The 13128-nt window shown below is 65.5% G+C and carries 11 protein-coding genes; 8 read left to right on the top strand and 3 right to left on the bottom strand.

Annotated features, from left to right (window positions below):
- Positions 1 to 17: 17 nt before the first annotated feature.
- The 3 genes from I6I72_RS08675 to I6I72_RS08665 are packed head-to-tail and all read left to right on the top strand — an operon-like array spanning position 18 to position 3984.
- Positions 18 to 527, top strand: a complete 510-nt coding sequence (locus tag I6I72_RS08675; RefSeq protein WP_034657125.1) for a universal stress protein — start codon at positions 18 to 20, stop codon at positions 525 to 527.
- Between the two features lie 60 nt (positions 528 to 587).
- Entirely contained in the window at positions 588 to 785 is a 198-nt protein-coding gene (locus I6I72_RS08670) for a DUF2613 domain-containing protein (protein ID WP_005529528.1), read from the top strand.
- 1 nt (position 786) lies between these two features.
- Positions 787 to 3984, top strand: a complete 3198-nt coding sequence (locus I6I72_RS08665; protein ID WP_192831340.1) for an alpha-(1->3)-arabinofuranosyltransferase domain-containing protein — start codon at positions 787 to 789, stop codon at positions 3982 to 3984.
- Here I6I72_RS08665 and I6I72_RS08660 read toward each other — a convergent pair.
- Positions 3879 to 5009, bottom strand: a complete 1131-nt coding sequence (locus I6I72_RS08660; RefSeq protein WP_049062267.1) for an acyltransferase family protein — start codon at positions 5007 to 5009, stop codon at positions 3879 to 3881. The genes I6I72_RS08665 and I6I72_RS08660 overlap by 106 nt on opposite strands.
- A 106-nt stretch (positions 5010 to 5115) precedes the next feature.
- On the opposite strand from I6I72_RS08660, the gene I6I72_RS08655 reads away from it, so the two are divergent.
- Together I6I72_RS08655 and I6I72_RS08650 are read left to right on the top strand one after the other, a co-directional pair.
- Positions 5116 to 6210, top strand: coding sequence for a DUF3068 domain-containing protein (locus I6I72_RS08655; protein ID WP_236081448.1), 1095 nt, complete (start codon positions 5116 to 5118; stop codon positions 6208 to 6210).
- Positions 6197 to 7666: a hypothetical protein gene (locus I6I72_RS08650; protein ID WP_100622351.1), complete on the top strand. Its 1470-nt coding sequence runs from the start codon at positions 6197 to 6199 to the stop codon at positions 7664 to 7666. Before I6I72_RS08655 ends, I6I72_RS08650 begins: the two co-directional genes overlap by 14 nt.
- On the opposite strand, the gene I6I72_RS08645 is transcribed toward I6I72_RS08650, so the two are convergent.
- The gene (locus I6I72_RS08645) at positions 7593 to 8690 is read right to left on the bottom strand and encodes a glycosyltransferase family 4 protein (RefSeq protein ID WP_049062264.1); all 1098 of its coding nucleotides are present in this window, start codon (positions 8688 to 8690) and stop codon (positions 7593 to 7595) included. The genes I6I72_RS08650 and I6I72_RS08645 overlap by 74 nt on opposite strands.
- A 24-nt stretch (positions 8691 to 8714) precedes the next feature.
- Here I6I72_RS08645 and I6I72_RS08640 point away from each other — a divergent pair, with 24 nt between their 5' ends.
- A complete protein-coding gene (locus I6I72_RS08640; protein WP_049062263.1) occupies positions 8715 to 9455 on the top strand; it encodes a class I SAM-dependent methyltransferase in 741 nt (246 codons plus the stop codon).
- Positions 9456 to 9525: 70 nt separating this feature from the next.
- Here the strand turns inward: I6I72_RS08640 and I6I72_RS08635 are convergent, their stop codons facing one another.
- Positions 9526 to 11343: a phosphoenolpyruvate carboxykinase (GTP) gene (locus tag I6I72_RS08635; protein WP_049146808.1), complete on the bottom strand. Its 1818-nt coding sequence runs from the start codon at positions 11341 to 11343 to the stop codon at positions 9526 to 9528.
- A gap of 406 nt (positions 11344 to 11749) precedes the next feature.
- On the opposite strand from I6I72_RS08635, the gene trmB reads away from it, so the two are divergent.
- Together trmB and I6I72_RS08625 are read left to right on the top strand one after the other, a co-directional pair.
- Positions 11750 to 12526, top strand: coding sequence for a tRNA (guanosine(46)-N7)-methyltransferase TrmB (trmB, locus tag I6I72_RS08630; protein WP_005529512.1), 777 nt, complete (start codon positions 11750 to 11752; stop codon positions 12524 to 12526).
- Entirely contained in the window at positions 12526 to 13122 is a 597-nt protein-coding gene (locus I6I72_RS08625; RefSeq protein ID WP_005529510.1) for an NYN domain-containing protein, read from the top strand. Before trmB ends, I6I72_RS08625 begins: the two co-directional genes overlap by 1 nt.
- Positions 13123 to 13128: the final 6 nt, after the last annotated feature.

Genomic DNA, 13128 nt, shown 5'->3' with positions numbered 1-13128 from the left:
GGGTTACTATGGCCCCTATGAGTAACGCAGAGACCATGTTGATTGCTTATGACGGCTCCACTCGCGCTGCCCGCGCCATGGAGCATGCGGCCCGCCTGCTGCGCCCGCGCCGCGTGGAAATCCTCACGGCGTGGGAGCCGGTTGCCCGCCAGGCCGCGCGTGCCGTGAGCCGCACGGGTTTGCACCAGTCCACCGTAGCGCCGGATAACGTCGAGGACGATCCCGCTTACGAGGAGGCGCTGCGCATCTGCAAGCAGGGCATCGAGGTCGCCGAGAGCCTGGGGCTGAGCGGCCGCGCTCACCTGGTGGAGTCGGTGACCACGATTGCTTCCGCCATTGTCGACGCCGCGCAAGAACTCGACGTCGACGTCATCGTCACCGGCACCCGCGCGCTCAGCGGCTTCCGCGGCTGGTGGACCAACTCCACTGCCGAGCACATCGTGCGTAATGCGGGCCTTCCGGTGTTCATCGTTCCGCCCGAGCTTGACGACGACGAGGACGACGAGGAACCCGAGGCCCACAGCTAGTCGCATCCCCGGCGCGATTCGTACAGGAATTGCGCCGTGTAGCTGCTAGTATCTAGGACCATGGCACTCGAGACGGACTCCCTCAACAAGCGCACCCTCGGCCCAGCCGTGGGCAGCACCGTCGTGGGCATCGCCCTCGGCGTCATTACGGTGATTGGCATCGCGCAGTTCTCCAACGCTGACGTGGTCCCGGCAGGCAACGCTGTGTCTACTTCCGACGCCGTCATGGGTGGCCCGGAGTACGGCTCCCGCAACTAATGTGCGTGGCTTTTTCTCCCGCGGCATAGCCCGCCGCCCGCAGCTGCGCTGGCGCCTTGTCGGCCTGCTAGTGCTAGCGCTTATTGTCTTTAGCCAGCCTTTTGGGCTGACCGTCGCCGACACCAAACATGACCTCGCCGCGAACCCACTGGGGTTTCTGCGCGGCGCCCTGCACGCTTACACCGAGGTCTTCACCTTGGGCCAGCTGCAGAACCAGGCCTACGGTTACTTGTTTCCACAGGGCCAGTTTTTTCTCCTCACTGACTTCCTCCCCGACTGGATAGCCCAGCGCCTGTGGTGGTGGCTCGTCCTCGGAGTGGGTTTTTGGGGCTTCCATCGGCTCCTTTTCGCCGCTCTGCCGTCGCTTCGGCAAGCGCCCGGCTGGTGGCCTTTCTTGGCCGCGCTGCTCTACTCGCTCTCCCCGCGCGCGCTAACCACGCTGGGGGCCATCTCCTCGGAGACTTGGCCGGTCATGCTCGCGCCTTGGGTCGTGCTACCTTTCCTGCGCCGCGAGCTGAACTGGCGCGACGCCGCGGCCGCTATCATTCCCGTGGCGCTGATGGGTGCGGTCAATGCCACGGCTACGCTCGCGGCCTGCGTGCCCGCCGCCGTGGTCCTGCTCTATCGCCGCGCTTGGCGCCCCGGGCTGGCCTGGCTCGCCGGCTGCGCCGCGGTATCGGTCTGGTGGATCGTGCCGCTGCTAGTACTCGGCCGCTACGCCCCTCCGTTTACCGAGTTCATCGAGTCCTCTTTTGTCACCACCCGCTGGCTCAACCTGCCGGAGATTCTGCGCGGCACCACCAGCTGGGCGCCCTTCGTCGACACGGAGCGCAGCGCCGGATATGCCCTAGCCGTCGAGCCTTTCTTCGTTCTGGTTACCATCGCGGTGGCGGCCGTGGGCCTGTACGGGCTTAGCCGCCTGCCCCGCGTATGGCCGGTGATGCTGTGCGTGGGCATCGCCATCTTGGGCACCCACGCCGCGTGGTACCTGCATGCTCTCGACGGCCCGCTCGCGGCGCTGCGCAACCTCCACAAGTTCGACCCCCTAGTTCGCATCCCGCTCCTGCTCGGATTCGCCGCGGCCACCGCCCCCCTTCCGCTGCCTGACTCGGGCCGCGCGTGGCTGCGTCCCTCCCGGAAGCAGGCGGTTGCCGTGCTGGTGGCGGCGCTCGCCTGTGCCTCCTTCTCGCCCGCGTGGACCGGCCGCCTCCTGCCCAAGGGCGCCTATTCCGCGGTCCCCGACTACTGGCACGAGGCCGCGGACTTTCTCAACGCCACCGCCCGCGATACCCGCACGCTGCTCTTCCCCGAGTCCTCCTTCGCGCGCCAAGACTGGGGCTGGACCCGCGATGAGCCGGCGCAGGCGCTTCTCGACGTCCCCTGGGCCGTCCGCGACGCCATCCCTCTGGTTCCGCCCGAGGCCATCCGCGGTCTCGATGGCGTCGTCGCCGCGCTTCACAACGATCCCCGCACCGGCACCGCTGCACTCCAACGCCAAGGTATCGGGGCGATCCTGTTGCGCCACGACCTCGCCTCCACCGAGGGGGCCAGTGGCCGCGACGACTCGCAGCTAGCCGCTTGGCGCAACGCCTCCTCTTACGGCGGCCAGGTCCACGCTTTCGGCCCCAATGACGAGGTTGAGGTCATCATCCTGCCGCACCAAGACTCCGCGGGAGCGCTCAGCACCACTGAGCCCGTACGCGTCGCAGGCGGCGGCGAGTCCTTGGCTTTCCTCGATGCGCATTCGGCCAACCGGCCTGCGTATGAGCTGGTGGAGGGCAACGCCGACATCGTCACCGATACCCCTACCCTGAGCGACCGCAACTACGGCACCCTCGACGGACCCATCTCCGCCCCGCTGGGCGCTGAGGATCCCTCGACCGTGAACAACCGCCTGCGCGACTACCCCTCCGCAGGCCCGCTGACCACCGTGGAGTCCCACGGCGGCACGGTCCGCGCCTCCTCGTCTGCCGCCGACGCCGACTCCTTCGGCGGCGCCAATACGGCGCGCTCCATCACCTCCGCAGTAGACGGGGAGAACTCCACCGCCTGGTGGCCAACGCCTGGCGACACCGGCTGGCTCGAGCTCAACAAGGACCCCCAAACGCCCGCCTGGGACGCCCCCGTCATCGATCTCCTGGCCACTGGCCACACCGAGGTCACCGTGCGCTCGGGCAGCGCCAAGGTCAAGGTCAAGCTCAAGCCTTATCGCTCCCGCCAGGTGCGCGTGCCCGGCGGTGCGACGCACTCTATCCGCATCGAACTCAAAGAGCGGGTGGGAATCGCCAACGCACAGGTCATGGGCTCGCCCATAGAGCGCGTGGTCACCGTCCCAGACACCTCACCGGACGTGCGGCAGTTCTTCTTCCAGCAGCTGCTCCAGGACTCCCGCATCCTCATCCGCGACTTCACCGCACCGCGTTCCATGCAGGTCACGCTCGATTCCACAAAGACCGTGCTTATCGACGGCGCGCGCTATAACCCCGGCGACACCCTCACCCTGCGCCCCGGCAAGCACCGCGTCCGCACCACGGGCACGTGGATAAGCCTGCGCGAAAAGGGCTGGAATCCGCCCAGCACCACCCCGGCCACCGGCCGGGACATCACCGCCGCCTCCACCGAGCGCCTCCTCATCACCGGCGACGCCTTCAACGAGGGCCTGCGCGGTCACCTCGATTCCCCCACCGGCAGCATGGACCTGCAGCCCCGGGAGATCAACGCCGGCGGCCAGGCCTACGTCATTCCGGCGGGCGCGAGCGGAAGCTTCCGCCAAAGCTTCGTCGCCGAGCGTGCCTACCAGGTGGCCCTGGGTCTCGGCGGAGCGCTGGCACTGCTCACGGTAGCCGGTTGCCTGCTCGCACTTCGCCGCCGTCCACGCGAGCCCTGGCTGCCCGCCGACAACGCATCCACGCACACCGTGGCGGCGCTATGCGGGCTGGGCACCCTCACCCTGCTGGGGCTGCCCGCCGTACTGGCAGGGGTGGCGGCATGGGCGGTGCTGAGGTGGACGTCGTTAAGCGCGGCTCCTTTGGCGGCCTCCCTCACACTGGCCGCGGGCGCCATGCTTGCCCGCGCCCCCTGGGCAAGCGGCGCCTACGCCGGCGACTCCGTCTTGGTGACCTGCCTGTGCGCCGCGGCCTTGGCCTGCGTGCTGTGGCCGAGCAACAACCGACGCCCCGGCTCCTCCACCACCACATAGCTCACCGCCGACACCAGCAGACTCAGCACCACCGTGGCCACGAGGACCACGCCAAAATGGGCCACCGAGCCGCTAAACATCGGCACCCCCAGCAGCGGGAAGACCACCGCGAGCACCGCAACGTGCCACAGAAACAGCGAATAGGACCAGCGGCCCAGCGCTTGGAAAACCTCGCTCGCCAACACGCTTTTCTCCGCGCGCGGGGCCAGCGCCACCGGCACCAAAACGCACGCACCGAACACTGCACCGACAATGATGCGCCGCGCGAACTCGCCCGGCTCCGGATGCTCCAGCCCCCGCGGGCCAAACCACTCGCGGCTGGCCAGCCACAGGCAACCTGCCGCCAGCAGCCACCACGCCCACCGAATGCGCAGGGCCCGCTCCACCCAGCGCGGAAGGCGCAGGCCCTCCGCCTCTGCAGCGAGCAACCCCACCACGAACCAGGACGCATACGCCGGCGGCCAAATCTGCGAATTGACGTCACCTTTGTCGAAGTCCGCCACGAAGGGCACAAAACCCCAGCCCCAACTCAGCACTGCTGCAGCCAGAAAGGCCGCCATCCGCTGCTGCCGGTTCCACCCCCTCATGAGCCAGGCCAGGGCCGGCAGCACGAGGTAGAACGCGAACTCCACGCACAGCGACCACAGCTGGGTCAGACCCGGCGCGAGGCCATCGACCACGTAGATCTGCGTGCTCGTGAGGTTGCTGAGCACTTGGGTGAGGGTGACGGAGTGGGCGTCGGGAAGCAAAGCGAGCACCAGCACCACGCACACCAGGTAGGCGGGCGCCAGACGCGCCACGCGTGACCAGGCATAATCCTGGGTAGTGTGCAGATGGCGGCGGCGCCACAGCAAAAAAGCGCTCAACGCGAAAAAGACCGCCACGAAGTAATCGAAGCGCTCCACAATCCCCCATCCAGTGCCGGTTTGGAAGGAAACGTGGGTGACCACGATCCCCAAGGCCGCGCATCCGCGCAATCCATCCAGCTCGGGAAGGTGGCAGGGTACAGTCTTTGAGGAAGCCAAAACGGTTTTCTCCTTCCTCCGGCTAAGATTCATAGGGCCATGACGCCACAAGCGAACTGATTGGAACTTTACTGTAATGAAGCGGCTGATTAATTGGAGCTCGCGGATGACGAGGGTGATCGTCGCCGCGACTGTCTTCCTTCTACTTGGATCCGTCCTCCCGCCGCTGTATAAGAATCAGGCCCGTCCGCTGCCGCTCAACCTTAATTTCACGGTCACCACCGAGCCCGCCACCGGGCCCGCGCTGAACATCCTGCGCGCGCTGCACCACGAGAAGCCTGCCGATCCCCACGGCGACCCGGCCTGCGAATCGGAGCAGGCTCCGCTTTATTGTTATATCGAGGACCGGGTGACCACGCTCGAGCGCGTCACCACCACCTCCGCTACTAACGACGACGCCGTGGCCTCCGCAAATTCTTCGCTCAAGGTCGAGGCCGACGGTAAGACCATCGCGGAGTTCAACGAGAGTTCCCTGCTCAACCGCGAATCTGCCTATCCCATCCCAGGATTAAATAGCTCCCAGCAGTTCAACATCACGACGCTGGGCACGGGTGCTTCTTCCATGGACTTCGAGCGCGACGGCATCAGCTACTTCTTCCCTGCCAAGGCAGAACAGCGCAGCTACCCGTACTTCGACCCGATGACGCAGACGGCCGCGCCCATCGACTTCACGGGCACGGAGAAGCGGGAGACCATCCCCACGTACTCCTTCCACCAGGAAATCGACCCGGTTTCAGTGGTGGACTCGCTGAGCTTTGCGCAGCAGGACAACCTAGAGCAGCTGCGCCGCTCGGGCCCTGCGAAGGCGATGTTTAAGCCGGAGTCCCTCGAGCGCTTCGGGCTGAGCCCCACCGAGCATGTCATCCTCGAGCCCTTCTACACCGTCAAGCGCGACGTATGGGTTGAACCCACCACCGGCACCATCCTGGACGTGCACGAGGACATCAAGATCTTCCTCGCCACCGACGCCGACCAAGCCCGCCAGATGGTGGAAGAAAATGACACCGCAGACCGCGCGCTCTTCCAGGCCGACATGTCGTGGTCCGAGGCCACCAAGCAGGAGCGCCTCGATTCGGTACGTACCACGATTGAAAGCGCGAAGATCCTGAGCATCGTGGGGTGGGTCGGCAAGGTTATCGGCGTGGTTTTGCTTGCCTATGCTGCCTCGTTGTACATGCGCCGCCACCGTGACCGCGCATAGCTGGAGCCGCCGCGTCCTTGTCGCGTGGGGTCTCCTGCTCGTCGGCGCAGTGTGCTGGCCTTTCCTGGTGCCGGGCGAGCTGCTGTGGCGTGACATGGCGTTGCTCCACCACCCGGGCCTGACGGCCACGAACTTTGGGCTGGGTACCTTGCCTGCCCGCAACGCACCGCAAGATGGGGTCTTGGCGTTGCTGGGCGGCGATTGGTTCGCGCGTGTTCTGGTGCTGGCCAGCGCCTTGGCCAGTGCGTGGGGGGCGGCAAAGTGGGCGCACACTCCGCTGGCGGCTGCTGCCGCGATGGCGTGTGCGGTGGCCAATCCTTTCGTTCTTGAGCGCCTTCTGCAGGGGCAGTGGTCGCTGGCGGTAGCCGCGTGGCTCGCGCCAGTGCTGGCGTGGGCCTGCCTTAACCGACGCCGCGCCGTCTCCTGGCTCGCGCTCTGGGCCTCCTCGCTGACTCCCACGGGCGGGGTCTTCGGGGTGGTGATTGCGCTGGTCACCGGCCGCTTCCGGATTGCCGCAGGGGGCGTGTTGCTCTGGTTGCCGTGGCTGGTGCCAGCGCTGTCCAACAACTCCGCACCTGGTTCCGCAGCCGCGCAGGTCGCCGCTTTTGCTCCCCGCGCGGAAGGCTTCGTGGGCACCGGGGGCGCACTGCTGGGCTTGGGCGGAATCTGGAGCGCCGACGCCGTGCCTGCCTCCCGCTTCGCGCTCGCGGGCCTAGCCGTCGCGGCCTTGGCGTTCATGGGGTCCCGGCACCTAGAGCATGCTTGTCGGCGCCCCCTTTACCTCCTCGCCGCCCTCGGCCTCGGCCTGGCCTGCGGGACGTGGCTCTTCCCCGGCGCGCTGGGGTGGTTTATCGCGCACGTTCCTGGCGCGGGCCTGCTTCGCGACGCCTCCAAGCTCACCCTTCTCGCCATCCCCCTCTACGTCGCGGGGTTGGGGGCGCTGCCGAATCTGCCTGCCGCGGTAGGGCTCCTCGCCTGCCTCCTGCAAGCCCCCGGCGCCCCGCGCGACCTCGCCGTGCTCGCCCCGCGCTCCGAACAACCCGTGGTGGACCAGCAGCTTGTCGACGCCCTCGACGGCCGCGTCGCCTTCTTCCCCGACCGCCCCTCGCTGGTGAGCCTGCCCGGTGGCGGCGTGGCCGTGGACCCGTATTCCAAGGCGTTAAACAAGCTCGAGTCGGGCGAGCTCATCGTCGATGGCGTGGTAGTGGACCAAGCCCAGCCGGCTTACGTCGCCGCCCACGATGCCTGGCAGCGCCGCGATATGGACGCCCTGGAGGAACTCGGGGTGGGAGCCGTGGTGGTCGATAGCCGCATCGTCGCCGAGACCGCCGCGCCTGCCCCCGCGGTGCCGTGGGCTCTGACCACGCTCTGGCTCCTGCTTGCTAGCGCTGCTTTTCCACTAGCTCGCCAAGCAGCTTCTCGAAAGCCTGGCCAGTCTTCTCCCACGAGTACCTAGCCGCCAGCTGCCGGGCATTCTCGCCCAAACGACGCCGCTCATCTGGGTCTTCCACCAGCTTCTGCACGGCGTGGGCGAACTCGTCCTCGGTATCGACGAGCACGCCGGTCTCCCCGGCGACCACGCTATCGCGCAAGCCAAACGTGTAACCCACCGTGGGAACGCCGTGCTGCGCGGCCTCCATCACTGCCAAACCCCAGCCTTCTTTGCGCGAGGGCATGAGATGGACGTCGGCAAGCGCGAGCAAAGCGTGCTTGTAATCCTCCGTGACCTGGCCGCGGAAGCGCACCCGCTCGGCCACCCCGATGCACGCGGCATACTCGCGCAATTGCGCCTCCCACCAGCCGGAACCGATGACGTCGAGGACCGCGCCCGGCATGCGCGCCACGGTGTCCATGGCATGCTCAATCTGCTTGTGCGGCACCAGCCGCGAGAGCGTGACCAGGTGAATCGCGGTCTCACGCTCCAGCGTCGGCACGTGCGCGGGCAGCGGATCCACACCGTTTTCGATGATGCGCGCGCCCCTGATGCCTAGGTCCTCGAGGTCGTGCTTCGAGGCCCGCGAGACCGTCACGTAGGGGCTATTACGGTAGACCCGCGGCGCCACCTTCGACTCAAGGAACCAGCCCAAGCGCGCCAGCAGGGGGCCTGCAACCGGCCACTGCTCACGGTGGCAATGGTGCGTGAGCAGAACCGTCGGCGCTGGCGAGACCAAGCGCGCGAAGAAGGGAATGCCGTTTTGGGTATCGACGATGACGTCCACGCCCTTCAGTTCCCCCAACCCCAACCGGCCAGCGAGGATAGCCAGCCACGCGCGCGGATACACGCTGAACTTCGCTCCCCCGCGGGAGTAGAGCACGCCCGCCCGGCGCTCCCGCTTGGCGGCGTTCATGTGCCGGGCGGTGCGAAAGACCACCTCGTGGCCCTGCGCCGCCAGGTACTCACCCACTCGCTCGAGGTAGCGCTCCGAGCCACCGCCCTGTGGGTGGGTGGAATCGCGCCAGCACAGTAAAAGAATTTTCATGTCGAGCTACTAGCCTAGTGGGTTATGAAACAAACCCGCGCCATGGCCACGCTTGCGCGTTCGTGGCGGCTGCTGCGCTCCTTCCGCTTCGAACAGACCCGGCCTGACATCTTCTACGGCGGCCTGGCCTCCGACACCGCCCTGCTTGTCGACGCCCTCTGCACCGACCTCGGCCTCTCCCTTTCCGGGGCGCGCGTGCTCGATGTGGGCGGCGGGCCAGGCTACTTCGCGGAGGCCTTCGCTGGGCGCGGGGCGCGCTACTTTGGCATTGAGCCCGATGCGGGCGAGATGTCGGCCGCGGGAATCCAGCTGGCCAACGCGGTGCGCGGCGACGGCACGCAGCTGCCCTTTGCCGACTCCACCTTCGACGTCACCTACTCCTCCAACGTGGCCGAGCATATCCCGCATCCATGGGATATGGGAGAAGAGATGCTGCGCGTGACCCGGCCCGGTGGGCTGGTGATCTTGAGCTATACGGTGTGGCTGGGGCCTTTCGGCGGCCACGAGACGGGCCTGTGGGAGCACTACGTGGGCGGCGCCTTCGCCCGCGATCGCTACACCAGCCGCCACGGGCACCCGCCAAAGAACGTCTTTGGCACCTCGCTTTTCGACGTCTCCGCGCGCCAGGGCCTCGACTGGGCCACCGCGCATGACGCTTTGCTCACCTTTCCGCGCTACCACCCCAGCTGGGCGTGGTGGGTAACGCGCGTGCCTGTGCTGCGCGAATTCTTAACTTCGAACCTCGTCATCGTGCTGCGCGCCTAGAGTTCTCTCGCATGCAAAAGAGCCTCCCCGCTTCACCATGATGGTGGGCGGGAAGGCCCTAAGTTTTGGCTTAGGCGTTCTCGACGCGCGACTTCAGTGCGCGGAACTCATCCCAGACCTCGGACGGAACGCGGCCGCCCAGGAAGTTGAGCCACTCGGCGTTGTCTTCCATATCGCCAGCCCAGTCAGCGGCGTTGACGGCCAGCGCCTCGCGGACATCCTCGATGTCGAAGTCCAGGCCCTCGATGTCGATGTCCTCAGCGCGAGCGGTGTTGCCCACGACAGTCTCGACGGCGTCGACCTTGCCTTCGATGCGGTCCACGATCCACTTCAGGACGCGGGAGTTCTCGCCGAAGCCCGGCCACAGGAAGCGGCCGTCTTCGCCGCGGCGGAACCAGTTAACCAGGAAGATGGACGGCATGCGGTCACCGCCCTTGACGCCCATGTCGATCCAGTGCTGCAGGTAGTCACCAGCGTTGTAGCCGATGAACGGCAGCATCGCCATTGGATCGTGGCGCAGTGCGCCAACCTTGCCCTCGGCAGCTGCAGTCTGGCCAGAAGCCAGAAGGGAGCCGATCATGGTGCCGTGGTTCCAGCTGAATGCCTGGGTGACCAGCGGAACGGTGTCCGCGCGGCGGCCGCCGAACAAGATGGCGTCGATCTTGACACCCTTCCAGTCGTCGAACTCCGGTGCGGCAGTTGGGCACTGAGAAATCGGGACACAGTAGCGGGAGTTCGGGTGAGCAGCCTTTGTGGTGGATTCAGGGGTCCAGTCGTTGCCGTGCCAGTCGATGAGGTGCGCAGGAGCGTCGCCCATCTCCTCCCACCAGACATCGCCGTCGTCGGTCAGCGCGACGTTGGTGAAGATGGTGTTGCCCGGCTCCATGGTCTTCATGGCGATCGGGTTGGAATCGTAGTTGGTGCCTGGCGCCACGCCGAAGAAGCCGTTCTCCGGGTTCACGGCGTAAAGGCCGTCCTCGCGCAGGTGCAGCCACGCGATGTCGTCACCCACAACTTCCGCAGACCAGCCCGGGATGGTCGGGGTGATCATGGCGAGGTTGGTCTTGCCACAAGCAGACGGGAAAGCCGCCGCAACGTGGTAGTTCTTGCCCTCCGGGTTGGTCAGCTTCAGGATGAGCATGTGCTCAGCCATCCAGCCCTCTTCTTTACCCATAACAGAAGCGATGCGCAGCGCGTAGCACTTCTTGGCTAGGATGGCGTTTCCGCCGTAGCCAGAGCCGTAGGACCAGATTTCCTTGGTCTCTGGGAACTGGGTGATGTACTTGGTGTCGTTGCACGGCCAAGTCACATCCTCCTGGCCCGGCTCCAGTGGAGCACCCACGGAGTGCAGTGCGTGGACGAAATCGCCCTCAGCACCAATCTTCTCCAGCGCCTGTGCGCCCATACGGGTCATGATGCGCATGGACAGGACCACGTACGCGGAGTCAGTGAGCTGGACACCCAGCTTCGGGTCAGGATCGTTGATAGGCCCCATGCAAAAAGGAACCACGTACATGGTGCGGCCCTTCATGGAGCCGCGGAATGCCTCGGTCATCTCTGCTTTCATGGCTGCCGGCGGTGCCCAGTTGTTGGTGGGGCCAGCGCCTTCCTCGGTCTCCGTGCAGATGAAGGTGCGGGACTCAACACGTGCGACGTCAGACGGGTTAGAGCGAGCGAGGTAAGAGTTCGGACGCTTTTCCTCGTTCAGCTTGATGAGGGTGCCCTTTTCCACAAGCTCCGCTGTGAGACGTTCTGCCTCTTCCTGGGAGCCGTCGACGAAGACCACTCGCTCCGGCTGGAATAGTTCGACACTTTCGCTAATCCAAGAAATGAGTTTTTCGTTGCTCGTTGGCAGCTCGCCAACGAGGCCTTTAATGGTGGCGGTCATCTAAGAATCTCCTAGTGGTCCGGTTCGTGAGGTTGTATATCGCCAAGGGCCATGCGCTGCACACAGTCAGAGCACACGTCCCCCATGGGTCATTCACCTCAAGATTAACCCCACGTCGGTGTGAATTACCGCTAAACTTTGGCATTCAAAGCCAATGTGGTTATATCCACACCGTTCACCACAACTTAACCAAGCGTACGCCGGTGTGACATTAAGCATATGTGACTTTTGCCCACCCCAATATGGGGCTGAAATGTCGCGAGTACCGCGTTATTTTGTACGGAAGAACTTACCCCCTCGCAGCTCAACCCGGTTATATCCGGTGCGTAATATGCGTACGAATGCCCCCTGGCCTAGCGGCGCGGCACTTTGTTAGTTACCCAGACACAGGGAACAATAATGGGCAATGAATACTGCAGATAATCCTCAAAACTCCCCAGCTGGCGAGATGCCACACGGCCGCCCGCTGCAGACCGACTTCAACGCTGAATTCGGCAACGATCTTGATTACCCACGCCTCGGCAACGTCACCTTCCGCCGCGGCACCCTCACCGACAACCAGAACGCCCTCTTCGAAGAGCACTGGCCGCGCCTGGGCAAGATGCTCGCCGACGAGCGCATCGACCTCGACGAATGGTTCGGCCGCAGCGGCGCCAAAACCATTGTTGAGATTGGCTCCGGCACCGGCACCTCCACCGCCGCGATGGCGCCGAAGGAGCAGGACACCAACATCATCGCCGTTGAGCTCTACAAACCTGGCCTGGCCAAGCTACTGGGCTCCGTTGTGCGCAACGACATCGACAACATCCGCATGATCCGCGGCGACGGCATCGAGGTCATGGTCCGCATGTTCGCACCAGAGTCCCTCGATGGCATCCGCGTCTTCTTCCCGGATCCCTGGCCCAAGGCCCGCCACCACAAGCGGCGCATCATCCAGTCCGGCACGCTCAACCTCTTCGCCTCCCGCCTGAAGAAGGGCGGCGTCCTGCACGTAGCCACCGATCACGCCGGTTACGCCGAGTGGATCACAGAGCTTGTCGACGTCGAGCCCAGCCTCGAGTTCAAGGGCTGGCCCTGGCCCGAATGCCCGCAGCTGACCGACCGCCAGCTCATCACCAAGTTCGAGGGCAAAGGACTCGAAAAAGACCACGTCATCACCGAGTACCTGTGGGAGAAGAAATAATGGCCGGCTCTTATCTGCTTGTTTGGGACGCCCCCAACATGGACATGGGGCTCGGCGCCATTCTGGGCGGCCGCCCCACTGCGGCGCATCGCCCGCGTTTCGACGCCATCGGCCGCTGGCTCGTAGAAATCGCCCTGCAAAACGACGCCCGCCCCGAGGCCGCGGTCTTCACCAACGTCACCCCTGGTGGCGCTGATGTCATCCGCCCCTGGGTCGAGGCCATCCGCAACGTAGGCTTCGCGGTCTTTGCCAAGCCCAAGCTGCACGAGGACGACGACGTCGATCCCGACATGATCGCCTACATCCAGGAAAACCGCGACAACCTCGACAGCGTGATCGTCGCCTCCGCCGACGGCCAAAACTTCCAGTCCCTCCTCGAGGAACTCGCCGCCGAAGGCAAGCCGGTGTGCGTCCTCGGCTTCCACGAGCACGCCTCCTGGGCCGTGACCCACGAAGACATCGAGTTCGTCGACCTCGAGGACATCGAGGGCGTCTTCCGCGAGCCGCTGCCGCGCATCAACCTGGACAATCTGCCCGAAGGCGGCGCCTGGCTGCAGCCATTCCGCCCACTCACCGCCCTGCTCAAACAGCGTTAGGAGAAC

Source organism: Corynebacterium striatum, assembly GCF_016728105.1.
GTDB classification, from domain to species: domain Bacteria; phylum Actinomycetota; class Actinomycetes; order Mycobacteriales; family Mycobacteriaceae; genus Corynebacterium; species Corynebacterium striatum.
The sequence above is the reverse complement of the archived record's forward strand: the minus strand, read 5'-3'. Positions and strand labels throughout refer to the sequence as shown.

Excerpts from the sequence above, each read along its gene's own strand:
- trmB (WP_005529512.1), top strand. The coding sequence starts at position 11,750 with ATGAATACTGCAGATAATCCTCAAAACTCCCCAGCTGGCGAGATGCCA.
- I6I72_RS08640 (WP_049062263.1), top strand. The coding sequence starts at position 8,715 with ATGAAACAAACCCGCGCCATGGCCACGCTTGCGCGTTCGTGGCGGCTG.
- I6I72_RS08625 (WP_005529510.1), top strand. The coding sequence starts at position 12,526 with ATGGCCGGCTCTTATCTGCTTGTTTGGGACGCCCCCAACATGGACATG.
- I6I72_RS08675 (WP_034657125.1), top strand. The coding sequence starts at position 18 with ATGAGTAACGCAGAGACCATGTTGATTGCTTATGACGGCTCCACTCGC.
- I6I72_RS08670 (WP_005529528.1), top strand. The coding sequence starts at position 588 with ATGGCACTCGAGACGGACTCCCTCAACAAGCGCACCCTCGGCCCAGCC.
- I6I72_RS08645 (WP_049062264.1), bottom strand. The coding sequence starts at position 8,690 with ATGAAAATTCTTTTACTGTGCTGGCGCGATTCCACCCACCCACAGGGC.
- I6I72_RS08635 (WP_049146808.1), bottom strand. The coding sequence starts at position 11,343 with ATGACCGCCACCATTAAAGGCCTCGTTGGCGAGCTGCCAACGAGCAAC.
- I6I72_RS08655 (WP_236081448.1), top strand. The coding sequence starts at position 5,116 with ATGACGAGGGTGATCGTCGCCGCGACTGTCTTCCTTCTACTTGGATCC.